Source organism: Rhizobium sp. NZLR1 (genome assembly GCF_017357385.1).
Classification (GTDB): Bacteria; Pseudomonadota; Alphaproteobacteria; order Rhizobiales; family Rhizobiaceae; genus Rhizobium.
Genome location: NZ_CP071632.1, coordinates 1815787 through 1836999 on the forward strand (window position 1 = coordinate 1815787; position 21213 = coordinate 1836999).

At 60.0% G+C, this 21213-nt stretch carries 30 protein-coding genes; 24 read left to right on the top strand and 6 right to left on the bottom strand.

Going from position 1 to position 21213, the window contains the following annotated elements:
• Positions 1-2 precede the first annotated feature (2 nt).
• The 20 genes from rplP (at position 3) to J3O30_RS09155 (ending at position 11138) form a co-directional block, all read left to right on the top strand.
• Positions 3-416, top strand: a complete 414-nt coding sequence (gene rplP, locus J3O30_RS09060) for a 50S ribosomal protein L16 (protein WP_003547555.1) — start codon at positions 3-5, stop codon at positions 414-416.
• 12 nt (positions 417-428) lie between these two features.
• The gene (rpmC, locus tag J3O30_RS09065; RefSeq protein ID WP_003547556.1) at positions 429-629 is read left to right on the top strand and encodes a 50S ribosomal protein L29; all 201 of its coding nucleotides are present in this window, start codon (positions 429-431) and stop codon (positions 627-629) included.
• A 12-nt stretch (positions 630-641) separates the two neighbouring features.
• Positions 642-881 carry a 30S ribosomal protein S17 gene (gene rpsQ, locus J3O30_RS09070; RefSeq protein WP_003573791.1) on the top strand — a complete coding sequence of 80 codons (240 nt, stop codon included), beginning with the start codon at positions 642-644 and terminating at the stop codon, positions 879-881.
• A gap of 257 nt (positions 882-1138) precedes the next feature.
• The gene (gene rplN, locus J3O30_RS09075; RefSeq protein ID WP_003573790.1) at positions 1139-1507 is read left to right on the top strand and encodes a 50S ribosomal protein L14; all 369 of its coding nucleotides are present in this window, start codon (positions 1139-1141) and stop codon (positions 1505-1507) included.
• Positions 1508-1518: 11 nt separating this feature from the next.
• Entirely contained in the window at positions 1519-1827 is a 309-nt protein-coding gene (rplX, locus tag J3O30_RS09080; RefSeq protein WP_003547559.1) for a 50S ribosomal protein L24, read from the top strand.
• Entirely contained in the window at positions 1820-2377 is a 558-nt protein-coding gene (gene rplE, locus J3O30_RS09085) for a 50S ribosomal protein L5 (protein WP_003547560.1), read from the top strand. Before rplX ends, rplE begins: the two co-directional genes overlap by 8 nt.
• A 32-nt stretch (positions 2378-2409) precedes the next feature.
• On the top strand, positions 2410-2715 hold the full coding sequence (gene rpsN, locus J3O30_RS09090; RefSeq protein ID WP_007626078.1) for a 30S ribosomal protein S14: 306 nt from the start codon (positions 2410-2412) through the stop codon (positions 2713-2715).
• 12 nt (positions 2716-2727) lie between these two features.
• On the top strand, positions 2728-3126 hold the full coding sequence (gene rpsH, locus J3O30_RS09095; protein WP_007626077.1) for a 30S ribosomal protein S8: 399 nt from the start codon (positions 2728-2730) through the stop codon (positions 3124-3126).
• Positions 3127-3168: 42 nt separating this feature from the next.
• Positions 3169-3702 carry a 50S ribosomal protein L6 gene (gene rplF, locus J3O30_RS09100; RefSeq protein ID WP_007626076.1) on the top strand — a complete coding sequence of 178 codons (534 nt, stop codon included), beginning with the start codon at positions 3169-3171 and terminating at the stop codon, positions 3700-3702.
• A 12-nt stretch (positions 3703-3714) separates the two neighbouring features.
• Complete coding sequence (gene rplR, locus J3O30_RS09105; RefSeq protein WP_007626075.1) at positions 3715-4077, top strand: 50S ribosomal protein L18; 363 nt, start codon at positions 3715-3717, stop codon at positions 4075-4077.
• A gap of 131 nt (positions 4078-4208) precedes the next feature.
• Positions 4209-4778 (top strand): 30S ribosomal protein S5, encoded by a 570-nt coding sequence (gene rpsE / locus J3O30_RS09110; RefSeq protein WP_007626073.1) that lies wholly within the window; start codon positions 4209-4211, stop codon positions 4776-4778.
• A gap of 14 nt (positions 4779-4792) precedes the next feature.
• Positions 4793-5002, top strand: a complete 210-nt coding sequence (gene rpmD, locus J3O30_RS09115; protein ID WP_003547566.1) for a 50S ribosomal protein L30 — start codon at positions 4793-4795, stop codon at positions 5000-5002.
• A 16-nt stretch (positions 5003-5018) separates the two neighbouring features.
• Positions 5019-5495, top strand: a complete 477-nt coding sequence (gene rplO, locus J3O30_RS09120) for a 50S ribosomal protein L15 (protein WP_007626070.1) — start codon at positions 5019-5021, stop codon at positions 5493-5495.
• Positions 5496-5728: 233 nt separating this feature from the next.
• Positions 5729-7069, top strand: coding sequence for a preprotein translocase subunit SecY (gene secY, locus J3O30_RS09125; protein ID WP_207583846.1), 1341 nt, complete (start codon positions 5729-5731; stop codon positions 7067-7069).
• Positions 7066-7716, top strand: coding sequence for an adenylate kinase (locus J3O30_RS09130; RefSeq protein ID WP_207583847.1), 651 nt, complete (start codon positions 7066-7068; stop codon positions 7714-7716). Before secY ends, J3O30_RS09130 begins: the two co-directional genes overlap by 4 nt.
• A 221-nt stretch (positions 7717-7937) precedes the next feature.
• Positions 7938-8306, top strand: coding sequence for a 30S ribosomal protein S13 (rpsM, locus tag J3O30_RS09135; protein WP_007626066.1), 369 nt, complete (start codon positions 7938-7940; stop codon positions 8304-8306).
• A gap of 133 nt (positions 8307-8439) precedes the next feature.
• Positions 8440-8829, top strand: a complete 390-nt coding sequence (rpsK, locus tag J3O30_RS09140; RefSeq protein ID WP_007626065.1) for a 30S ribosomal protein S11 — start codon at positions 8440-8442, stop codon at positions 8827-8829.
• 97 nt (positions 8830-8926) lie between these two features.
• On the top strand, positions 8927-9937 hold the full coding sequence (locus J3O30_RS09145) for a DNA-directed RNA polymerase subunit alpha (protein ID WP_003547579.1): 1011 nt from the start codon (positions 8927-8929) through the stop codon (positions 9935-9937).
• A 177-nt stretch (positions 9938-10114) separates the two neighbouring features.
• On the top strand, positions 10115-10537 hold the full coding sequence (gene rplQ, locus J3O30_RS09150) for a 50S ribosomal protein L17 (RefSeq protein WP_007626063.1): 423 nt from the start codon (positions 10115-10117) through the stop codon (positions 10535-10537).
• A gap of 178 nt (positions 10538-10715) precedes the next feature.
• Complete coding sequence (locus J3O30_RS09155; RefSeq protein ID WP_207583848.1) at positions 10716-11138, top strand: DUF2809 domain-containing protein; 423 nt, start codon at positions 10716-10718, stop codon at positions 11136-11138.
• Between the two features lie 10 nt (positions 11139-11148).
• Here J3O30_RS09155 and msrQ read toward each other — a convergent pair whose 3' ends face one another.
• Together msrQ and msrP are read right to left on the bottom strand one after the other, a co-directional pair.
• Complete coding sequence (gene msrQ / locus J3O30_RS09160) at positions 11149-11805, bottom strand: protein-methionine-sulfoxide reductase heme-binding subunit MsrQ (protein ID WP_207583849.1); 657 nt, start codon at positions 11803-11805, stop codon at positions 11149-11151.
• Positions 11805-12752 carry a protein-methionine-sulfoxide reductase catalytic subunit MsrP gene (msrP, locus tag J3O30_RS09165; protein WP_207583850.1) on the bottom strand — a complete coding sequence of 316 codons (948 nt, stop codon included), beginning with the start codon at positions 12750-12752 and terminating at the stop codon, positions 11805-11807. The genes msrQ and msrP overlap by 1 nt, the downstream gene beginning before the upstream one ends.
• A gap of 438 nt (positions 12753-13190) precedes the next feature.
• Between msrP and ilvD the strand changes: the two genes are divergently transcribed.
• Positions 13191-15029 carry a dihydroxy-acid dehydratase gene (gene ilvD, locus J3O30_RS09170; protein ID WP_207583851.1) on the top strand — a complete coding sequence of 613 codons (1839 nt, stop codon included), beginning with the start codon at positions 13191-13193 and terminating at the stop codon, positions 15027-15029.
• Between the two features lie 57 nt (positions 15030-15086).
• On the opposite strand, the gene J3O30_RS09175 is transcribed toward ilvD, so the two are convergent.
• Positions 15087-15440: a hypothetical protein gene (locus J3O30_RS09175; RefSeq protein WP_207583852.1), complete on the bottom strand. Its 354-nt coding sequence runs from the start codon at positions 15438-15440 to the stop codon at positions 15087-15089.
• Between the two features lie 23 nt (positions 15441-15463).
• Positions 15464-15844 (bottom strand): YkvA family protein, encoded by a 381-nt coding sequence (locus J3O30_RS09180; RefSeq protein ID WP_207583853.1) that lies wholly within the window; start codon positions 15842-15844, stop codon positions 15464-15466.
• A 260-nt stretch (positions 15845-16104) separates the two neighbouring features.
• Between J3O30_RS09180 and J3O30_RS09185 the strand changes: the two genes are divergently transcribed.
• Together J3O30_RS09185 and J3O30_RS09190 are read left to right on the top strand one after the other, a co-directional pair.
• The gene (locus J3O30_RS09185) at positions 16105-17508 is read left to right on the top strand and encodes a DegQ family serine endoprotease (RefSeq protein ID WP_207583854.1); all 1404 of its coding nucleotides are present in this window, start codon (positions 16105-16107) and stop codon (positions 17506-17508) included.
• Positions 17505-18821 (top strand): replication-associated recombination protein A, encoded by a 1317-nt coding sequence (locus J3O30_RS09190; protein WP_207583855.1) that lies wholly within the window; start codon positions 17505-17507, stop codon positions 18819-18821. The genes J3O30_RS09185 and J3O30_RS09190 overlap by 4 nt, the downstream gene beginning before the upstream one ends.
• Before the next feature lie 33 nt (positions 18822-18854).
• Here the strand turns inward: J3O30_RS09190 and J3O30_RS09195 are convergent, their stop codons facing one another.
• Positions 18855-19529 carry a VIT1/CCC1 transporter family protein gene (locus J3O30_RS09195; RefSeq protein ID WP_207583856.1) on the bottom strand — a complete coding sequence of 225 codons (675 nt, stop codon included), beginning with the start codon at positions 19527-19529 and terminating at the stop codon, positions 18855-18857.
• 244 nt (positions 19530-19773) lie between these two features.
• Positions 19774-20085 carry a DUF1883 domain-containing protein gene (locus J3O30_RS09200; protein ID WP_207583857.1) on the bottom strand — a complete coding sequence of 104 codons (312 nt, stop codon included), beginning with the start codon at positions 20083-20085 and terminating at the stop codon, positions 19774-19776.
• Positions 20086-20202: 117 nt separating this feature from the next.
• Between J3O30_RS09200 and J3O30_RS09205 the strand changes: the two genes are divergently transcribed.
• Entirely contained in the window at positions 20203-21195 is a 993-nt protein-coding gene (locus J3O30_RS09205) for an alpha/beta fold hydrolase (RefSeq protein WP_207583858.1), read from the top strand.
• Positions 21196-21213: the final 18 nt, after the last annotated feature.

Below are 21213 nucleotides of genomic sequence, written 5' to 3' on the forward strand. Positions count from 1 at the left end.
AAATGTTGCAGCCAAAGCGTACCAAGTACCGCAAGCAGTTCAAGGGCCGCATCAAGGGCGTCGCTAAGGGCGGTTCTGACCTGGCATTCGGCGAATTCGGCCTGAAGGCTCAGGAACCCAACCGCGTCAACGCGCGCGAGATCGAGGCGGCCCGCCGCGCGATCACGCGTTATATGAAGCGCGCCGGCCGTGTATGGATCCGCGTGTTCCCGGACGTTCCGGTGACCAAAAAGCCGACCGAAGTCCGCATGGGTAAGGGTAAGGGCTCCGTTGAATACTGGGCATGCAAGGTCAAGCCCGGCCGTATGATGTTCGAGATCGACGGTGTCAGCGAAGAAATCGCCCGTGAGGCTCTTCGCCTCGGCTCCGCCAAGCTCTCGGTCAAGACGCGCTTCGTTCAGCGCATTGCAGAGTAAGGGATTGAGCTCATGAAAGCCTCAGATGTTCGCGGGTTTACCGCCGACCAACTCAAGGACGAGCTTGCCAAGCTGAAGAAGGAGCAGTTCAACCTGCGCTTCCAGAAGGCGACCGGCCAGCTCGAAAAGTCCTCGCGCATCAACGAAGTCCGCAAGGACATCGCCCGCGTGAAAACCATTGCCCGCCAGAAGGCGGCAGAAGTTAAGGCCTAAAGGAAGAAAAATATGCCGAAGCGCATCCTGCAGGGCGTCGTCGTTGGCGACAAGAACGAGAAGACGGTAGTGGTTCGCGTCGAGCGTCGTTTCGCTCACCCGCTGCTCCAGAAGACCGTTCGTCGTTCCAAGAAGTACAAGGCCCACGACGAGAACAATCAGTACAAGATTGGCGATACCGTATCCATCGAGGAATGCGCGCCGATCTCCAAGGACAAGCGTTGGACGGTGATTTCCGCCCAGGGCCAGTAACAGAATTTTGTGCGAGGCCTTGCGTCTCGCCGAAATATCTGTATGAAGCAGCGTCAGAACGCTCGAAAGCCGGGCGTTCTTTTGCTTTGAGCGCACGGAAGGTCCTTCGGGAAACCACCCTGGCACGATCGATCCCGCGCTATTCAGCTATTGCCGCGTCTGTGCTGCCGTCAAGGCATCTCGGCCGGCGAAAATTTTCATAAGCCGGAGTAGGGGGCTAGCCCAACCATTCCGGTAAACCAAGAAGGCGACCTGATATGATTCAGATGCAAACAAACCTCGACGTCGCGGATAATTCCGGCGCACGTCGTGTCATGTGCATCAAGGTGCTGGGCGGCTCGAAGCGCAAGTATGCCTCGATCGGCGACGTCATCGTCGTTTCGATCAAGGAAGCGATCCCGCGCGGCCGTGTGAAGAAGGGTGACGTGATGAAGGCGGTTGTCGTTCGTACCGCCAAGGACATCCGTCGTCCGGATGGCTCCGTCATCCGCTTCGACACCAACGCAGCAGTCCTCATCGACAACAAAAAAGAGCCGATCGGCACCCGTATCTTCGGACCGGTTCCGCGCGAACTTCGCGCCAAGAACCACATGAAGATCATCTCGCTGGCTCCCGAAGTACTGTAAGGAGCGAAGCGATGCAGAAGATTCGTAAGGGCGACAAGGTCGTCATGCTCGCTGGCAAGGACAAGGGCCGCACCGGCGAAGTTGTCCAGGTCATGCCGAAGGAAGATCGTGCCGTTGTTCGTGGCGTCAACGTCGTCAAGCGCCATCAGCGCCAGACGCAGACCCAGGAAGCCGGCATCATCAACAAGGAAGCCCCGGTCCACCTGTCTAACGTTGCAATCATCGACAAGGACGGCAAGCCGACCCGCGTCGGTTTCAAGGTTGTTGACGGCAAGAAGGTCCGTGTGGCCAAGCGTTCTGGAGAAGTGATCGATGGCTGAGGCAAAATACGAGCCACGGCTCAAGAAGGAATATGTCGAGCGCATCCGCAAGGCGTTGCAGGAGCAGTTCTCCTACGCCAACGAGATGATGATCCCGAAGCTCGACAAGATCGTGATCAACATGGGTGTTGGCGAAGCGACCGCCGACTCGAAGAAGCCGACGGTAGCTGCCGCCGACCTCGCAGCGATCGCCGGCCAGAAGCCGGTCATCACCCGCGCACGCAACTCTATCGCTGGCTTCAAGGTCCGCGAACAGATGCCGATCGGCGCCAAGGTCACCCTGCGCGGCGCCCGCATGTACGAGTTCATGGACCGTCTCGTGAACATCGCGCTCCCGCGCGTTCGCGACTTCCGCGGCCTGAACCCGAAAAGCTTTGACGGCCGTGGCAACTTCGCCATGGGCATCAAGGAGCACATTGTGTTCCCTGAGATCAACTACGACAAGGTTGATCAGATGTGGGGCATGGACATCATCGTTTGCACGACGGCGACGACCGACGACGAAGCACGGGCTCTTCTGAAAGAGTTCAGCTTCCCGTTCCGTCAATAACCGTAACGACGAGCGTAGAAAAGGAACCTGACATGGCGAAGACAAGCGCAGTTGAAAAGAACAAGCGCCGCCGTACTACGGTCGCCAACCAGTCCGCTAAGCGGGCTGCGTTGAAGGCGATCATCATGAACCAGGCTCTTCCGATCGAAGAGCGGTTCAAGGCCTCGATCAAGCTGGCATCCCTGCCGCGTGATGGATCGAAGACCCGTGTTCGCAACCGTTGCGAAGTTTCGGGGCGTCCGCGCGCATATTACCGCAAACTGCGCATGTCGCGTATTGCGCTGCGTGAACTGGGCAATTTCGGCAAGGTGCCGGGTATCGTCAAGTCGAGCTGGTAAGGAGCAGGTTACATGACAATGACTGATCCGTTGGGCGATATGCTCACCCGTATCCGTAACGGCGCTTCCCGCCGCAAGTCGTCGGTTTCGACGCCTGCGTCCAGGCTCCGTGCACGTGTTCTCGATGTCTTGCAGTCCGAAGGCTACATCCGTGGCTATTCCGTTGTCGATTTCGGCAATGGCAAGTCGGAACTCAGCATCGAGCTGAAATATTATGAAGGCGCGTCGGTGATCCGTGAGATCGGCCGTGTGTCCAAGCCGGGCCGCCGGGTTTATGTCTCGGTCAAGTCCATTCCGCAGGTCGCGAACGGCCTCGGCATCACCATCCTTTCGACTCCGAAGGGTGTGATGGCCGATCACCAGGCTCGCGAACAGAACGTTGGCGGCGAGGTTCTTTGCTCGGTCTTCTAAGATCGGGCAGGGATCTCCATAGCGAACAGACAGGATTGAAACATGTCTCGTATCGGTAAGAAGCCCGTTCAGGTACCTGCTGGGATCACGGCTACGGTCGATGGCCAGAAGGTCACTGCAAAGGGCCCGAAGGGCGAGCTGTTTTTCGTTGCTAATGACGAAATCAGCCTCAAGCTCGAAAACAACGCGGTCGTCGTGACGCCGGTGAACCAGAGCAAGGATGCACGTTCAAAGTGGGGCATGTCCCGCACGATGATCGAAGGCATCTTCAAGGGTGTCACGGACGGCTTTGAGCGCAAGCTCGAAATCAACGGCGTCGGTTACCGCGCCTCCCTGCAGGGCAAGAACCTGCAGCTGGCTCTCGGTTTCAGCCATGACGTGATCTATGAGCCGCCGGTCGGCATCACGATCGTCGTTCCGAAGCCGACTGAAATTGTTGTCTCTGGCATCAATAAGCAGCAGGTCGGTCAGGTCGCCGCTGAAATCCGCGAATATCGCGGTCCTGAGCCCTACAAGGGCAAGGGCGTCAAGTACGCTGACGAGCGGATCGTCCGCAAAGAAGGCAAGAAGAAGTAAGGATCACGCGAAATGGCTAGCAGGAAAGAAGCACTTGCACGTCGTGCCAACCGCGTGCGCCGTCATATCAAGTCGGTGGCCAATGGCCGTCCGCGCCTGTCGGTTCATCGCTCCTCGAAGAACATCTACGCCCAGGTCATCGATGATGTGGCCGGCAAGACGCTTGCGTCTGCCTCCACCCTCGAAAAGGATCTGCGCGGTTCTCTGAAGACCGGTGCCGATACCGCCGCCGCTGCCGTTGTCGGCAAGCTCGTTGCCGAGCGCGCCTCCAAGGCCGGTGTTACGGAAGTCGTGTTCGACCGTGGCGCCTTCATCTTCCACGGCCGCATCAAGGCTCTCGCCGATGCAGCCCGCGAAGGCGGTCTCACCTTCTGATCAGTTTCCGGCCGGACGCTTATAGCGCCGGCCGGATTTTCGCCGGACCGCAAGCACTCTCCGATAGGGGAGGCTGACGCGGTCCACATTTATTTGCCGATTGCACCCGGAAAAGAAAAAGGAAGAGGACAATGGCACAGGAAAGAAGGCCGCAGCGGGAAGACCGCCAGAGCCGTGACGAGCGCGACAGCGAATTCGTCGACAAGCTGGTCGCGATCAACCGCGTTGCCAAGGTCGTCAAGGGCGGCCGTCGTTTTGGTTTTGCAGCACTCGTCGTCGTCGGCGACCAGAAGGGCCGCGTCGGCTTCGGCCATGGCAAGGCACGTGAAGTGCCGGAAGCCATCCGCAAGGCAACCGAAGCCGCCAAGCGCGAACTGATCTTCGTACCGCTGCGTGACGGCCGTACGCTGCATCACGACGTTCATGGCCGCCACGGCGCCGGCAAGGTTCTGCTGCGCTCGGCCAAGGTCGGTACCGGCATCATCGCCGGCGGTCCGATGCGCGCCGTATTCGAAACGCTCGGCATGCATGACGTCGTCGCCAAGTCGACCGGTTCGTCGAACCCCTACAACATGGTTCGCGCCACCTTCGACGCTCTGAAGCACCAGGTTCACCCGAAGGACATCGCAGCTCAGCGCGGCATCAAGTATGCAACGCTGCAGGCTCGTCGTAGCGCCTCCGGCAACGCCTCTGAAGAATAAGAGGAGTTTGACAGATGGCCAAGGCTACTAAGAAGGCTGAAGCGAAGACTGTCACGATCGAACAGATCGGCAGCCCGATTCGCCGTCCGGATGTCCAGCAGCGCACGCTGATCGGTCTCGGACTGAACAAGATGCACCGTCGCCGCACGCTGGAGGATACTCCTTCCGTTCGTGGCATGATCCGTGCTGTCCAGCATCTCGTTCGCGTCGTCGACGAGAAGTGAGACGGAGGAAACGCTCATGAAACTCAATGAAATTAAAGACAACGAAGGCTCGACCCACAGCCGCAAGCGCCTCGGCCGCGGTATCGGTTCGGGTTCCGGCAAGACGGCTGGTCGCGGCGTGAAGGGTCAGAAGTCCCGTTCGGGCGTCGCCATCAACGGCTTCGAAGGCGGCCAGATGCCGATCTATCGTCGCCTGCCGAAGCGCGGCTTCAACAACATTTTCGCTTCCGATTTTGTTGTTGTGTCGCTCGGCCGGATCCAGGCGGCGATCGACGCCGGCAAGCTGGATGCCAAGGCGACCGTTGACGCAGCTGCCCTCAAGGCGGCCGGCGTCATCCGCCGCCCTAAGGACGGCGTTCGCGTTCTCGCCGACGGCGAGCTGAAGGCCAAAATCACCATCGTCGTTGCAGGCGCCTCCAAGCCTGCCGTCGAGAAGATCGAAAAGGCCGGCGGCACCGTGACGCAGCTTTCGGCTCCGGCTGCAGCCGAATAATAATCTGATGATATCTCGCCCGGGGTGCTTCACACCGGGCGATTTTGCTCCCATATGTGGGCCTCACAAAAACTTGGCTGGCGCGCCCGCGTCATGCCGGTAAGACTAAAACAAGGGTGAGGCATGGGGTTGCGCTGCAATCCGTTCTGAACCCGGTTTTGAATAATTTTCATACTGATTCCGGGGCCGGCCTATCCCCTAGAGACGCCGGAATTGGTAGCGCGGAGAATCGCATGGCTTCTGCAGCGGAACAATTGGCATCCAACCTCAATTTTTCGACCTTTGCCAAAGCCGAGGATTTGAAGAAGCGCTTGTGGTTCACACTGGCAGCTCTCCTCGTCTACAGGCTCGGCACCCATATTCCGCTTCCGGGTCTCAATCCCGAAGCCTATGCCCAGGCTTTCCGCGGTCAGTCAGGCGGCATTCTCGGCCTCTTCAACATGTTTTCGGGCGGCGCTGTTCAGCGCATGGCGATCTTCGCGCTCGGCATCATGCCCTATATCTCTGCTTCGATCATCGTGCAGCTCATGACATCGGTCGTGCCGGCGCTGGAAAACCTCAAGAAGGAGGGCGAGCAGGGCCGTAAGATCATCAACCAGTATACCCGTTATGGCACGGTCATCCTCGGTGCGCTCCAGGCCTACGGCATCGCCGCCGGCCTTGAGAGCGGCCAGGGCCTCGTTGTCGATCCGGGCTGGTTCTTCCGTGTTTCCACCGTTCTGACGCTGCTCGGCGGCACGATGTTCCTGATGTGGCTCGGCGAGCAGATCACCTCGCGTGGCATCGGCAACGGCATCTCGCTGATCATCTTCGCCGGCATCGCCGCCGGTCTTCCGACGGCTCTTGCCAGCACGCTCGAACTTGGCCGCACCGGCGCATTGTCGACCTTCCTCATCCTGCTGGTCATCATCGTCGCGATCGGCGTCATCGGCGTCATCGTCTTCGTCGAGCGTGCCCAGCGCCGGCTCTTGATTCAGTATCCGAAGCGCCAGGTCGGCAACCGGATGTTCCAGGGCGATACCTCGCACCTGCCGCTGAAGCTCAACACGTCGGGCGTCATTCCGGCGATCTTCGCCTCGTCGCTGCTGCTGCTGCCGGCAACGGTTGCGGGCTTTGCCAGCACGTCGGGGATGCCTGGCTGGGCGACATCGATCGTCGCGGCCCTCGGCCATGGCCGACCGCTTTACATGGTGCTCTATGCGGCGCTGATCGCCTTCTTCGCCTTCTTCTATACGGCCATCGTCTTCAATCCGAAGGACACGGCCGACAATCTGAAGAAGCATGGCGGCTTCATTCCCGGCATCCGCCCGGGCGAGCGTACGGCCGAATATATCGACTATGTGCTGACCCGAATCACGATGATCGGCGCAATCTATCTCGTCTTCGTCTGCATCCTTCCGGAGATCTTGGTGTCGCAAACCGGCATCCCGTTATCCCTTGGTGGGACTTCGCTTTTGATCGTGGTTAGCGTAACTCTTGATACGGTTGCACAGATCCAGGGTCACCTGATCGCGCAGCAATACGAAGGCCTGATCAAGAAATCGAAGTTGCGTGGAGGAAAGAGGGGGCGATGAGACTTATCCTTTTGGGGCCGCCGGGCGCGGGTAAGGGAACCCAGGCCCAGCGGATCGTGGAAAAGCACGGCATTCCGCAGCTTTCCACGGGGGACATGCTGCGTGCAGCGGTTAACGCCGGCACGGATGTCGGCAAGCGCGCCAAGGCAGTCATGGACGCCGGCAAACTTGTCTCGGATGAGATCGTTATCGCCATCGTCTCCGAGCGTATCGATCAACCCGATTGCGCCAACGGCTTCATTCTCGACGGTTTCCCCAGGACGCTCGTCCAGGCAGACGCCACGGAAGCGATGCTGAAGGCAAAGGGTCTCGGCCTGTCCGTCGTTATCGAATTCCGTGTCGACGATGACGAGCTGGTCCGTCGCGTCGCCGGTCGCTACTCCTGCGCACAGTGCGGCAGCGTCTATCACGATACCGATAAGGTTCCGGCTGCCGAAGGCGTGTGCGACAAGTGCGGTTCCACGCACTTCAAGCGCCGTCCTGATGACAACCCGGAGACCATGACGGCTCGGCTGCAGGTCTACTACAAGGAAACCTCGCCGCTGATCGGCTATTACCATGCCAAAGGCAAACTCAAGACCGTGGACGGCATGGCAGAGATCGATCAGGTGACGGCCGAGGTCGAAAACATTCTTTCGAAGCTTTAAGGCTTTGAAAATAAACTTGGCGGAACGGTTGCTTTTCAGCAGTGATTCCGCTAAACACCGCGCCAACTCGCGACATTCCATGCGATCGGCGCGGATTTCCCAGGGAAGTCCGGGTGCGGTCGTTTTGACATGTTGCGGACGTAAATCTGAACGAGCGGTTCTAAAGACCGCATAACGAAGCCCACTTGCCGGATGGCAACTGGAATGCAAGGAGAACAGGCGTGGCACGTATCGCTGGCGTCAACATCCCGACTGCGAAGCGCGTTGTTATTGCGCTGACCTACATTCACGGGATCGGTACGAAATTCGCACAGGAAATCGTCGAGAAGGTCGGTATCCCGGCTGAACGTCGTGTGCATCAGCTGACGGACGCCGAAGTCCTTCAGATCCGCGAAGCCATCGACCGCGACTATCAGGTCGAAGGCGATCTTCGTCGCGAAACCTCGATGAACATCAAGCGCCTGATGGACCTCGGCTGCTACCGCGGCCTGCGTCATCGCCGCGGCCTTCCGGTCCGCGGTCAGCGCACGCACACCAATGCCCGTACCCGCAAGGGCCCGGCAAAGGCAATCGCTGGTAAGAAGAAGTAATTTCCGGGAAACCGGAGTAGGGAGGCTGGCGGTCTGCGCCGGCCTCTTTTGAGTTTGGAGCGGGACCGTATAGGCGCCGTTCCGGTGTAGCCGCTGGCATTACGGCGGCGAAGAGATCAACGAAAGGAATACCATGGCTAAGGAAGCCGTCCGCGTTCGCCGTCGTGAACGCAAGAATATCTCGTCGGGTGTCGCTCACGTCAACTCGACCTTCAACAACACGATGATCACCATCACCGATGCCCAGGGCAACGCGATTGCTTGGTCTTCGGCTGGCGCCAAGGGCTTCAAGGGCTCGCGCAAGTCGACCCCGTTCGCTGCCCAGATGGCTGCCGAAGACTGCGCCAAGAAGGCTCAGGAGCACGGCATGAAGTCGCTGGAAGTCGAAGTTTGTGGTCCGGGTTCGGGTCGCGAATCGGCTCTGCGCGCGCTCCAGGCTGCTGGTTTCATGATCACGTCCATCCGCGACGTGACCCCGATCCCGCACAATGGCTGCCGTCCGCGCAAGAAGCGCCGCGTCTGATCATCGCTCTCGTCACTGGTGAGCGCCTTGGCGCTCCCGGTGGTTTTCAAGCTCGGTTGCCACGATTGGATGGTGGCAACGAACGGAAGGCAAACTCATGATTCAGAAGAACTGGCAGGAACTGATCAAGCCGAACAAGGTGGAGTTCTCCTCGAGCTCGCGCACCAGGGCGACGCTTGTTGCCGAACCGCTGGAGCGCGGCTTCGGCCTCACCCTCGGCAATGCGCTTCGCCGCGTTCTGCTCTCCTCGCTGCGCGGCGCTGCCGTCACGGCGGTGCAGATCGATGGCGTGCTGCATGAATTCTCTTCGATTCCGGGCGTCCGCGAAGACGTGACGGACATCGTGCTCAACATCAAGGAAATCGCCATCAAGATGGATGGCGACGACGCAAAGCGCATGGTCGTGCGCAAGCAGGGTCCGGGTGTTGTCACGGCTGGCGACATCCAGACGGTCGGCGATATCGAAATCCTCAACCCCGAGCATGTCATCTGCACGCTCGACGAGGGTGCCGAAATCCGCATGGAGTTCACCGTCAACAACGGCAAGGGCTACGTTCCGGCCGAACGCAATCGTGCGGAAGATGCTCCGATCGGTCTCATCCCGGTCGACAGCCTCTATTCGCCGGTCAAGAAGGTGTCCTACAAGGTTGAAAATACCCGCGAAGGACAGGTTCTCGACTACGACAAGCTGAACATGACCATCGAAACCGATGGCTCGATCACCGGCGAAGACGCCGTCGCTTTTGCGGCGCGCATCCTCCAGGATCAGCTTGGCGTCTTTGTCAACTTCGACGAGCCGCAGAAGGAAACCGAAGAGGAAGCAGTCACCGAACTCGCTTTCAACCCGGCTCTCCTCAAGAAGGTGGACGAACTCGAATTGTCGGTCCGTTCGGCAAACTGCCTGAAGAACGACAACATCGTCTATATCGGCGACCTCATTCAGAAGACCGAAGCAGAAATGCTCCGCACGCCGAATTTTGGTCGCAAGTCGCTGAACGAAATCAAGGAAGTTCTCGCTTCCATGGGCCTGCACCTCGGCATGGAAGTGCCGGCATGGCCGCCCGAGAACATCGAAGATCTCGCCAAGCGTTACGAAGACCAATACTGAGCGGCGTGAGGAAAAGTGTGAAGCGGTTTTCCGCCCGCACGCCGATCGCAAGAACATAACAGAAGGCAGGCTCTTTCGGCTGCCTTTCCCCGTCAAACAGCAGGCCGATCGCCTGCATGTGCCAGGAAACGGCAGGCCCACTTAGCGTAAGGGCACCTGCATTAAAGGAGAATAGCAATGCGCCATGGTAAAGCCGGCCGCAAGCTGAATAGAACTGCAAGCCACCGCAAGGCGATGTTCGCCAACATGGCCGCTTCGCTGATTACCCACGAGCAGATCGTCACGACCCTGCCGAAGGCCAAGGAAATCCGCCCGATCGTCGAGAAGCTCGTCACGCTCGGCAAGCGCGGCGACCTGCACGCTCGCCGTCAGGCGATTTCGCAGATCCGCGATGCCGCCGTCGTTTCGAAGCTGTTCGATACGATTGCAACGCGTTACGCCACCCGCAACGGCGGCTACCTGCGCATCATGAAGGCCGGCTTCCGCCAGGGCGACAATGCCGCCATGGCCGTGATCGAATTCGTTGATCGCGACACCTTCGCCAAGGGCGCAGCCGACAAGGCCCGCGTCGCTGCCGAAGAGCAGGCCGTCGCCGCTTAAATCTTCCGCTCCGGCGGAAACAAAACAGCCGGGCTCGCAAAGCCCGGCTGTTTTTGTTTGTGCATCGGTCGCAGACGAAAGTGGGGCGCCGATCTGCGAAGACAAACCGCAGCTCGTCGATCATTCGCAATCTCCACCTCAACCGTCCAACGGGCTGACTGATATAGGATAGGTCTCATTGCGCGACATCGTTCAGACTCGCTCTCAAGTGCGGTTCCTCCGCCTCGCCGCCCTGCTTGTGGTGATAGCACTTGGGCTGGCGCTGAGACGGTTCGGCTATGCGGTCGATCTGCCCTTCGTCGTCGTCAAATATGGGGGCTCGGCGTTCTGGGGAGCGATGGTCTATCTGCTCGTAGCCCTCTTTGTCGCAAGGTCACGGCCGGCCATCCTTGCTGTCATAGCGCTGGTCATAGCGATCTCAGTGGAGTTGTTCCGGCTCTATCACACGCCCTGGCTCGACGCGTTTCGGCTGACGACCGCAGGGGCACTGCTGCTCGGCCGGATATTTTCGCTCTGGAACATGCTGGCCTATGCAATCGGGATCGCCGCGGCCTGCGCCTTCGATCCCGCCCGGCGGGTTGCGATGAGGTCCGGCCTTTAAGTTTGCCGTCTCACGAAGCCGACGCCATCGCGCGATTGCGCGTTCGCCCCTGGCCTTTCTTCCGGCTGCGCGCGATCGGGCGATAGGAGCGGTAGAGGATGAGGGCGATGATCAGCCCGACATAGATATATTGCTGGAGATCGAGGATCTTGGTCGAGAGCGCGAAGTGCAGCGCTCCGCAGGCGGCGATGATAATGACCAGGCGGTGCAGCCAGATCCAATTCTTGCCGAGGCGGCGGATCGAGAAATTATTGGATGTCACCGCCAGCGGAATGAGCATCGCAAGGCCGGCCATGCCGAACATGATGAAGGGACGCTTCAGCACGTCGTTGATGACGGCATGGATATCCATCGCCTGGTCGAGCACCATGTAGACGGTGAAATGCATCAGCGCATAGTAGAAGGTCAGCAGGCCCAGCGCGCGGCGATAACGCAGATAGTTCCAGCCGAAGAGCTCGCGGGCAGGGGAGACGGCAAGCGTTGCGATCAGGAAACGGATCGTCCAGATGCCGAGGAAAAGCTCGAAGGTCTTGACCGGATCGGCGCCGAGCTGATCGGTCGCTCCGAGATAGAAGGTCCAGGCCGCCGGCAAAAGCCCGATGGCGTAAAGCAGCCAGACGGAGGCGGGCTGCCAGCGCTTGGGAATGGCAAGCGATAGTTCCGCCATCAGAAATTCGCTTTCAGATCCATGCCGGCATAAAGGCTCGCCACGTCGTCGGCATAACCGTTGAAGGGCAGGGTGGGGTGGCGGCTCGCGCCGAAGAAGCCGCTTTCGCCGATGCGCCGCTCGCTCGCCTGGCTCCAGCGCGGGTGGTCGACTGCGGGGTTGACGTTGGCGTAGAAGCCGTATTCCTGCGCATTGGTGACCTGCCAGGTGTTCTTCGGCTGCTGGTCGCTAAGCGTGATCCTGACGATCGACTTGATGCCCTTGAAGCCATATTTCCATGGCACGACGAGACGGACCGGCGCACCATTCTGGTTCGGCAGCGTTTCGCCATAAAGCCCGACGGCCAGCAACGTCAGCGGATGACGCGCCTCGTCGAGGCGCAGACCCTCGACATAGGGCCAGTCGAGCGACTGGAAGAAGCCCTTTTGTCCCGGCATCTCGTCTGGCCGCACCACGGTTTCGAAGGCGACGTATTTGGCGCTGCCGAGCGGCTCTACCTTGTCGAGCAGCGATGCCAACGGAAAGCCGTCCCAGGGAATGACCATCGACCACGCCTCGACGCAGCGCATGCGATAGGTGCGCTCCTCGATCGGAAATTCCTTGATCAGCGCCTCGAGGTCGAAAGTGCCTGGTTTGTTGACCATGCCGTCGACCTTGATTGTCCAAGGCAGCGGCTTGAAATCGCCGGAATTCGCGGCTGGATCGGCCTTGTCGAGGCCGAACTCATAGAAATTATTGTAGGTCGTGACGTCCTTGATCGGCGTCGGCTTCTCGTCGACCTTGTACTTGCTTTCGACCGCGGAGAGCGCCGCAGCACTCGCCTTGCCGGTGCTGTAGAGCCCAAAGGCCCCAAGTGCTGCCGCGCCCAGAAATTCACGACGGCGCAGGTATATCTGGCGTGGTGTGATCTCGGACGACGCGATCTTCGGTGGGCGATAGCTTGGCATGTCGAAAACCTCCTGGGCGGATCTTCGGAATATAGTCCCTAAGCGAACCGCCGGCATAACAGGATTAAAGCACGTCGCGCAAAAGTGTGCAGCGGTTTTGCGATAACGACATGCGTATAAACAAAGGCCTAAAGTGCGGGGAGCGAATCTGAAAGATCGCGATGCGCTTTAGTGTCTAAGCCTTGAATATTGCTGACGGGAAGCCAATTTTTTGTGTTCGGTCGTGATGGAATAGGTTGTAACCCAATGTCGCGCCAGACCGTATATGATCGATCGTACAAGGCGCTTCTCCGGGCAGCGTACCGGATTTGGCCTTGCCGGTAGTGACAGCCCCCGCCGATTGGATTAGGACAATTCCAAAAAGCAGCGTTGCCCGGCTGCAGGCTCAATGCCGTCCCGCTTCGCCTGATGATCTCCGCCACGTCGAGGAAGACACCGATGCCAGCCTACCGTTCCAGAACCACGACCCACGGCCGCAACATGGCAGGCGCGCGCGGCCTTTGGCGCGCCACGGGCATGAAGGATTCGGATTTCGGCAAGCCGATCATCGCGGTGGTGAATTCCTTCACCCAGTTCGTGCCCGGTCACGTGCACCTGAAAGACCTCGGCCAGCTCGTTGCCCGCGAAATCGAGGCGGCCGGCGGTGTCGCCAAGGAATTCAACACGATCGCCGTCGACGACGGCATCGCCATGGGCCATGACGGCATGCTCTATTCGCTGCCCTCGCGCGAGCTCATCGCCGACAGCGTCGAATACATGGTCAATGCCCATTGCGCCGACGCCATGGTCTGCATCTCCAACTGCGACAAGATCACTCCCGGCATGCTGATGGCGTCGCTGCGCCTCAACATCCCGACGGTCTTCGTCTCCGGCGGCCCGATGGAAGCGGGCAAGGTCGTGTTGCACGGCAAGACGCACGCGCTCGACCTCGTCGATGCCATGGTCGCCGCAGCCGATGACAAGATCAGCGACGAGGACGTCCAGACCATCGAACGCTCGGCCTGTCCGACCTGCGGCTCCTGCTCCGGCATGTTCACCGCCAATTCGATGAACTGCCTGACGGAAGCGCTCGGCCTGTCGCTGCCCGGCAACGGCTCGACGCTCGCAACCCACGCCGACCGCAAGCGCCTCTTCGTCGAGGCCGGCCATCTGATCGTCGATCTCGCCCGCCGCTATTACGAGCAGGACGACATCAAGGCGCTGCCGCGCACCATCGCTTCCAAGCAGGCTTTTGAGAATGCCATGACGCTCGATATCGCCATGGGCGGCTCGACCAACACGGTGCTGCACATCCTTGCTGCCGCCCACGAAGGCGAGATTGATTTCACCATGGCCGATATCGACGCGCTGTCGCGCCGGGTGCCGTGCCTGTCGAAGGTCGCACCCGCCAAGAGCGATGTTCATATGGAAGATGTGCACCGCGCCGGCGGCATCATGTCGATCCTCGGCGAACTCGACAAGGGCGGTCTGCTCAATCGCGATTGCCCGACCGTGCATGCCGAGACGCTGGGTGATGCGATCGACCGCTGGGATATCACCCGCACCAACAGCGAAACCGTGCGCAACTTCTATCGCGCCGCACCCGGCGGCATCCCGACCCAGGTCGCCTTCAGCCAGGAAGCCCGCTGGGACGAACTCGACACCGATCGCGAGAACGGCGTCATCCGCTCGGTCGAACATCCTTTCTCCAAGGATGGTGGTCTTGCCGTACTCAAGGGCAACCTTGCGATTGACGGCTGCATCGTCAAGACGGCAGGCGTCGATGAATCGATCCTGAAATTCTCCGGCCCGGCCCGCGTCTTCGAAAGCCAGGACGCTTCCGTCAAGGCAATCCTCGCCAACGAGGTCAAGGCGGGTGATGTCGTCGTCATCCGCTACGAAGGCCCGAAGGGCGGCCCCGGAATGCAGGAAATGCTCTATCCGACGAGCTATCTGAAGTCGAAGGGCCTCGGCAAGGCCTGTGCGCTCATCACCGACGGCCGCTTCTCCGGCGGCACCTCCGGACTGTCGATCGGCCACGCCTCGCCGGAAGCGGCAAATGGCGGCACGATCGGCTTGGTGCGCGAGGGCGACATGATCGACATCGACATCCCGAACCGGACGATCAGCCTGCGCGTCAGCGAGACCGAACTTGCCGTCCGCCGTGCCGATCAGGACGCCAAGGGCTGGCATCCGGTCGAAGTGCGCAAGCGCAACGTCACGACGGCGCTGAAGGCCTATGCCGCCTTCGCGACAAGTGCCGATCGCGGCGCCGTGCGGGATCTGAACGCCCGCTAACTGGTCGAAGCTATTCCCCGCTGATTGAGAGTCAGCTACTCCACCGACCGGTCGCTTTTAAAGCGGCCGGTTGATGTTTTTATAGGTCTCGCCGAGTTGCTTCAGCCGCTCGTCATAGGCAGCCTTGATACAGACGGCATCCGCCGCGCATTCCTGTCGTTTTTTCAGCCAGGCTGTCTGCTCATCCTGCAATGTTCCGCGTGAGCCCATCGCCAGCAGACCGGAAAGCAGCTCGAAGGTCGTCACCATCTTCACGTCGGCATCGTTGAGCGCGCGGTTGTCGCAGATCGCCTTTTCGTCCGGCTTCAATTCTTTCGCATCGCAGTCGAAGCTCGCCGCCTGGGCCATATCCGATGCAAAGATCGAAATCGCAAAGCCAAAGACTATCGTCATCGCTCTTGCCGTCATCATTCCAATATCCCTGTTGTCGCCGGTCAAACCAGTTTGCGCAATGTCAGAGCCAGGAAGATGATGCAGGCGAGCCAGACGGCAAGGATGAAGATCAGTCCGAGACGACTGGAGGGGCGCTCGAGGCGCTTTGTCGCCTGCTCTCGAAGCGCAGTCATCACGTCAGCCGGAACGAGCCGGGTCGCCAACATGATGCCGAGCGGCACGATCAGCAGATCGTCGAGATAACCGAGCACGGGAATGAAATCTGGGATGAGATCGATGGGCGACAGGGCGTATGCGGCAACGGCGGCGGCCACCGCTTTGGCATGCCAAGGCACGCGAGGGTCTCGGGCGGCAAGCCACAGAGCTACGATGTCACGCTTCAGTGACTTCGCCCAGTTTTTGGCTCTTGATATCAGTTGCATGGCCGAAATTCCTGAATCAAGTTCGCAATGACTTCAATCGGTTTCCAAGACGTCCCATGGCCTTATTCTTCCATGCTTCCGCCCTCTTTCCTTTCTAGCGTCGGGCCACAGAACAAGATTCAGATTTTAGGCCGGTTCGATCTAAAATCTGAATCTTGTTCGCAATTAGGTAGTTAGAGCATGATGTCGTCCGAAAACCGCTCACACTTTTCGGTATCATGCTCTAAAACGTTCCACACGAGGATTCAAAAGGGATACCCATGCAAGGCCTGTTCAAGCGCGTCTCCGTCTCGCTGTTCGCTCTCATGCTCGTTCTGCCGGCCGCGGCTGATGCGCAGACGGCAAAGACCGTGCCCGAAAGCCAGATGCAGATGCAGCTCTCCTTCGCGCCGCTCGTCAAACAGACGTCGGGCGCCGTCGTCAATGTCTATGCGGAAAAGACCGTCCGGCGGCAGTCGCCCTTTGCCGGCGATCCCTTCTTCGAGCAGTTTTTCGGCCAGCAGATGCCGAACCGTTCCGAGAAGCAGTCATCGCTCGGTTCCGGCGTCATCGTCGAGGCGAACGGCACTGTCGTGACCAACAATCACGTCGTCGAAGGCGCCGACGACATCAAGGTTGCGCTGCCGGACGGCCGCGAATTTCCCTGCAAGGTGGTGCTGCGCGACGATCGTGTCGATCTTGCCGTGCTGAAGATCGATACCAAAGAAAATTTCCCGACTTTGCCGATCGGCAATTCCGATGCCGTTGAGGTCGGCGATCTCGTTCTGGCGATCGGCAACCCCTTCGGCGTCGGCCAGACGGTGACCAGCGGCATCGTCTCCGCACTTGCCCGCAACCAGGTGGTCAGGAACGAGTTCGGCTTCTTCATCCAGACCGACGCCTCGATTAATCCCGGCAATTCCGGCGGCGCCTTGATGAACATGAAGGGCGAACTGATCGGCATCAACACGGCGATCTTCTCGCGCGGCGGCGGCTCGAACGGCATCGGCTTTGCCATCCCCGCCAATCTGGTCAAGGTCTTCCTCACCTCGGCAGATGCCGGCGTCAAATCGTTCGAGCGGCCCTATGTCGGCGCGAGTTTCGATGCCGTGACCTCGGAAGTCGCCGAGGCGCTGGGGCTAAACAAGGCCCGCGGCGCGCTCGTCGTCAAGGTTTCGGAAGGCGGGCCGGCCGCCAAGGCGGGGCTGAAGGCCGGCCAAATCGTCACCGCTGTCGACGGTATTTCCGTCGAACATCCTGATGCGCTCCTTTATCGGCTGACGACGGCCGGTCTTGGCAAGTCGGTCAAACTGACCGTCGTCGAGAACGGCCGCGAGCAGCAGCTGCCGCTGACGCTCGACCGCGCTCCGGAAACCTCGCCGCGCGACCAGCGCACCATTGGCGGGCGCACCCCGTTTAGCGGCGCTGTCGTCGAGAACCTGTCGCCGCGGGTCGCCGACGAACTGCGCATGCCGTCGGAATCGGCAGGAGTCGTCGTATCCGAGGTGAAGGAGGATTCGCCTGCCGCCCGTCTCGGTTTCGAGCCGAAGGATATCATCGTCTCGATTAACGGCGCGGACGTGAAGTCGACCAGCGAACTGTCCGAAATCGCCGATAGCGACCCAGGCCTCTGGCGGGTGGAGATCGAGCGCGACGGTCAGCGCATTCGGCAGTTCTTCCGATGAGCAATGATCTCTTCGCGCCGCGTGTTCCGGAAGAGGTGGCCGCCAGGCGGCCGCTTGCCGACCGGCTGCGGCCGAAGACGCTTGCTGATGTCACCGGTCAGGAACATCTGACCGGTGAGGACGGCGTGCTGAAAAGAATGATCGAAAGCGGTTCGCTCGGCTCGATGATCTTCTGGGGCCCGCCCGGCACCGGCAAGACGACGGTGGCACGGCTGCTTTCGGGCGAGGCGGGGCTGGCTTTCGAGCAGATATCGGCGATCTTTTCCGGCGTCGCCGATCTGAAGAAGGTGTTCGAGACCGCCCGCCTGCGGCGTATGGATGGCCGTCAGACGCTGCTCTTCGTCGACGAGATCCACCGCTTCAACCGCGCCCAGCAGGACAGTTTTCTGCCGGTCATGGAGGACGGCACCGTCATCCTCGTCGGCGCCACCACCGAAAACCCGTCCTTCGAACTCAACGCCGCATTGCTGTCGCGCGCGCGCGTGCTGACCTTCAAGTCGCATGACGAGAAGAGCCTGGAGGAGTTGCTGAAGCGCGCCGAGACGATCGAGCAGAAGCCGCTGCCGTTGACGGAGGAAGCGCGCGCCAGCCTGATCCGCATGGCCGACGGCGACGGCCGCGCGGTGCTGACGCTCGCCGAAGAGGTCTGGCGCGCTGCGCGTGAGGGCGAGAGTTTCGACACCGAAGGCCTGACGCGTATCGTCCAGCGCCGCGCCCCGGTCTATGACAAGGCGCAGGACGGCCATTACAATCTGATCTCGGCGCTGCATAAATCCGTGCGCGGCTCCGACCCGGATGCCGCGCTCTATTATCTCGCCCGCATGTTCGATGCCGGCGAGGATCCGCTCTATCTCGGCCGGCGGTTGGTACGCATGGCAGTGGAGGATATCGGTCTTGCCGATCCGCAGGCGCTGGTGATCTGCAACGCCGCCAAGGATGCTTATGAGTATCTCGGTTCCCCCGAGGGCGAACTGGCGCTGGCCCAGGCCTGCGTCTATCTCGCCACCGCGCCGAAATCGAATGCCGTCTACACCGCCTTCAAGGCGGCAAGCCAAGCCGCCAAGCAGAACGGCTCGCTGCTGCCGCCGAAGCATATCCTCAATGCGCCGACCAAGCTGATGAAGGGCGAAGGTTACGGCGACGGTTACCGCTACGACCACGACGAGCCGGACGCCTTTTCCGGCCAGGATTATTTCCCGGAGAAGATGGGCCGCCAGACCTTCTACGATCCGCCGGAGCGCGGTTTCGAGCGCGAAATCCGCAAGCGGCTGGAATGGTGGGACAAGCTTCGCAAGGAGCGCAAGCCGCGCTGACGCGTCTGGGCCTGTTCGGTTGGTGAACGGGGCTCAGCCGCCAAGCGCGATCGCTATTGCAACCAGAAGCAAGCCGAGACAAGTCATCGTCATCCCTGCATAAAAAGGCCTGCCTCCTGAAAACCTCGCCCACGCATAGCCCGTCACAAACAGCAGCATGATGAGAAACAGGTTGCTGGTTCTCAGCGCAAGGTGCGCACTGTCGATGAGAAGGAAAGGGATCACTGCGGGAATGGCCGTGGCCGAGACCAGAACGAAGACCGCGATTGCGGCAAACAGATCAGCTTTCGGTAGGGACACCTTCACAGGATCGGCCCGGCATGCGAGCGTCAGGAGTGATCGATAGAGTGCGTCCGCGTCGGCGCCCCTTGCCGAGAACGGTGCCTCTGCAATCGGGAATTCGTTCGCGAGCACCGTCAGCGCCGCAGATTCGCTTCTGGCGGTTTTGATTTGCCGAAAAAGGCGCAGCCGCCTGCTTTTGTAAAACGTCGTACCGAGGAAGAACAAGACGGCGTCAATAATCCCCCAAGCGACGTTGCAGCCGATCGTTGCGACGATCAGATCGTGGACATTTAAGCCTTCCTTTTCAAAAACCAGCCTCGAACCGACCGTCCACGTCAGCGCCATAATCAATCCGAAAAGTACTTCACCGAGCGCATCGCCAGGATCAATGATATTGGTGATACGACCGATCAGATTCGAAGTCATGGACCACTTCCTAGGTGATGAAGATCATGGTTTGATGTTTCCACCAGCGCTCTGGTCGTGGAAGCTAAGCTGATTTGCATGGGTTCGCGCTCTGGGCGGCTACGGCTCGCAACGGGTGAATTGTGATCGACATGGCAGCTTGATTCATTGATCGTGATCAAAGATCAGCTCGATTGGATGGGTCTATAGAGCGCGTCTGCGCTTAGCACTACCGCGTCGGAGTAGAGACGCGGTGCTGTAAAGCTCAGGAAGCGCGCGGCGTCTTCTGATTGCCAGGCCCGGCGATCACCTTGACGGACGAATCCGCCAGCCCGTGATGGCCTTCCATATCGACGACGACATGCCAGTGGCCGCTTTCTGGAACGGCGATCTTGATCGGCGATTTACGCGCCACGCCGCCGATATATTTGAAATCGAGAACCTCGGTGAAGCGCTGGAAATTCGGCGCCGTCATCAAGCGGACATTGTTCACCGCATTCAACGACACCTCGACGATTGTTCCGGCGCGTTGTTCCTTGATATCGTAATGGGTGAAGCGGAAATTCGGTTTCGGCATCTGTCTCGTTCATCTGAAGTCTCTGCGAAGATTTTACCAGCATGCCGGTTAAGGAAAAGTTGGAAATCAGTCTTGAAGCCTCAATCGACAAATCTCTAAGCGCGGTGTCGGAAAAGCATGATCCCTGCCGTCCTTGCGGTATCGACGCAAACATGGAGCAAGGACATGACGAAGATGACGTTGATTTCGATGGTCGCAACGGCTGCCGCATTCCTGGCCGCCCCTGATATGTCGAGCGCCGGCGGTGAAGTACCCGTTGTCGAGGAGAAGGCAGTAGCGCCGATCGTCAAAAAGGGAAGTCTGCCGGTCAATGGCATCGATTATTACTATGAGATCCGCGGCGAGGGCGAACCGCTGCTGCTGCTTCACGGTGGTCTCGGGCAGATCGAAATGTTCGCGCCCGTCATGCCTGTTTTCGCCGACCACCGGCAGGTGATCGCCGTCGATCTGCAGGGACATGGCCGCACGCCGCTCGGCAAACGGCCGATCGACCTTGCGGCAATCGGTGCCGATCTCGCAATCCTGGTGAAGCAGCTCGGCTACGACAAGCTCGACGTCTTCGGCTATTCCTTCGGTGGCGGGGTGGCGCTGAACATGGCGGCCAACGCGCCCGACCAGGTGCGCCGTCTGGTGATCCTCTCGGCGCCCTATGCGCAGGACGGCTTTTTCCCGGAGATGCTGCCGCAGCAGGCGGCCGTCGGCGCCGGCATGGCCGAGATGATGAAGGACTCGCCGATGTTCCTCTCCTATAAGGCGGTGGCGCCCGACGTTTCCGAATTTCCGAAACTGCTCGACGCCATGGGCGCGCTGATGCGCGAACCCAAGGACTATAGCGATGCGGTCGCCAAGCTTACCATGCCGGTGATGCTGATCTACGGCGATGCCGACATGATCCGTCCCGAGCATATGATTGACTTCTACCACAAGCTCGGCGGCGGCCTGCGCGATGCCGGTTGGATGCGGGAGAACATGTCGAAGAACCGGCTGGCAATCCTGCCCGATCTCACCCACTACGAGACCTTCGCCTCGCCGCTCATGGCGAATGTGGCAATGACCTTCCTCGACGGCGGCGGCAAGGCGCCGAACTGGGCCGAGCAGGTCGGAAGATAAGCGAGGCGGCCGGATTTT

What these genes read in the sequence shown, in the direction of transcription:
- rpsQ (WP_003573791.1), top strand. Translation starts at nt 642, where the DNA reads ATGCCGAAGCGCATCCTGCAGGGCGTCGTCGTTGGCGACAAGAACGAG.
- rpsH (WP_007626077.1), top strand. Translation starts at nt 2,728, where the DNA reads ATGACAATGACTGATCCGTTGGGCGATATGCTCACCCGTATCCGTAAC.
- J3O30_RS09190 (WP_207583855.1), top strand. Translation starts at nt 17,505, where the DNA reads ATGAGCAATGATCTCTTCGCGCCGCGTGTTCCGGAAGAGGTGGCCGCC.
- rpmC (WP_003547556.1), top strand. Translation starts at nt 429, where the DNA reads ATGAAAGCCTCAGATGTTCGCGGGTTTACCGCCGACCAACTCAAGGAC.
- rplQ (WP_007626063.1), top strand. Translation starts at nt 10,115, where the DNA reads ATGCGCCATGGTAAAGCCGGCCGCAAGCTGAATAGAACTGCAAGCCAC.
- rplN (WP_003573790.1), top strand. Translation starts at nt 1,139, where the DNA reads ATGATTCAGATGCAAACAAACCTCGACGTCGCGGATAATTCCGGCGCA.
- rpsN (WP_007626078.1), top strand. Translation starts at nt 2,410, where the DNA reads ATGGCGAAGACAAGCGCAGTTGAAAAGAACAAGCGCCGCCGTACTACG.
- msrP (WP_207583850.1), bottom strand. Translation starts at nt 12,752, where the DNA reads ATGCCAAGCTATCGCCCACCGAAGATCGCGTCGTCCGAGATCACACCA.
- rpsK (WP_007626065.1), top strand. Translation starts at nt 8,440, where the DNA reads ATGGCTAAGGAAGCCGTCCGCGTTCGCCGTCGTGAACGCAAGAATATC.
- rplO (WP_007626070.1), top strand. Translation starts at nt 5,019, where the DNA reads ATGAAACTCAATGAAATTAAAGACAACGAAGGCTCGACCCACAGCCGC.
- secY (WP_207583846.1), top strand. Translation starts at nt 5,729, where the DNA reads ATGGCTTCTGCAGCGGAACAATTGGCATCCAACCTCAATTTTTCGACC.
- rplE (WP_003547560.1), top strand. Translation starts at nt 1,820, where the DNA reads ATGGCTGAGGCAAAATACGAGCCACGGCTCAAGAAGGAATATGTCGAG.
- rpsE (WP_007626073.1), top strand. Translation starts at nt 4,209, where the DNA reads ATGGCACAGGAAAGAAGGCCGCAGCGGGAAGACCGCCAGAGCCGTGAC.
- rplP (WP_003547555.1), top strand. Translation starts at nt 3, where the DNA reads ATGTTGCAGCCAAAGCGTACCAAGTACCGCAAGCAGTTCAAGGGCCGC.
- J3O30_RS09200 (WP_207583857.1), bottom strand. Translation starts at nt 20,085, where the DNA reads ATGCCGAAACCGAATTTCCGCTTCACCCATTACGATATCAAGGAACAA.
- rpmD (WP_003547566.1), top strand. Translation starts at nt 4,793, where the DNA reads ATGGCCAAGGCTACTAAGAAGGCTGAAGCGAAGACTGTCACGATCGAA.
- J3O30_RS09145 (WP_003547579.1), top strand. Translation starts at nt 8,927, where the DNA reads ATGATTCAGAAGAACTGGCAGGAACTGATCAAGCCGAACAAGGTGGAG.
- J3O30_RS09185 (WP_207583854.1), top strand. Translation starts at nt 16,105, where the DNA reads ATGCAAGGCCTGTTCAAGCGCGTCTCCGTCTCGCTGTTCGCTCTCATG.
- J3O30_RS09205 (WP_207583858.1), top strand. Translation starts at nt 20,203, where the DNA reads ATGATCCCTGCCGTCCTTGCGGTATCGACGCAAACATGGAGCAAGGAC.
- ilvD (WP_207583851.1), top strand. Translation starts at nt 13,191, where the DNA reads ATGCCAGCCTACCGTTCCAGAACCACGACCCACGGCCGCAACATGGCA.
- J3O30_RS09195 (WP_207583856.1), bottom strand. Translation starts at nt 19,529, where the DNA reads ATGACTTCGAATCTGATCGGTCGTATCACCAATATCATTGATCCTGGC.
- J3O30_RS09175 (WP_207583852.1), bottom strand. Translation starts at nt 15,440, where the DNA reads ATGATGACGGCAAGAGCGATGACGATAGTCTTTGGCTTTGCGATTTCG.
- rplR (WP_007626075.1), top strand. Translation starts at nt 3,715, where the DNA reads ATGGCTAGCAGGAAAGAAGCACTTGCACGTCGTGCCAACCGCGTGCGC.
- rplX (WP_003547559.1), top strand. Translation starts at nt 1,519, where the DNA reads ATGCAGAAGATTCGTAAGGGCGACAAGGTCGTCATGCTCGCTGGCAAG.
- J3O30_RS09130 (WP_207583847.1), top strand. Translation starts at nt 7,066, where the DNA reads ATGAGACTTATCCTTTTGGGGCCGCCGGGCGCGGGTAAGGGAACCCAG.
- rplF (WP_007626076.1), top strand. Translation starts at nt 3,169, where the DNA reads ATGTCTCGTATCGGTAAGAAGCCCGTTCAGGTACCTGCTGGGATCACG.
- J3O30_RS09180 (WP_207583853.1), bottom strand. Translation starts at nt 15,844, where the DNA reads ATGCAACTGATATCAAGAGCCAAAAACTGGGCGAAGTCACTGAAGCGT.
- msrQ (WP_207583849.1), bottom strand. Translation starts at nt 11,805, where the DNA reads ATGGCGGAACTATCGCTTGCCATTCCCAAGCGCTGGCAGCCCGCCTCC.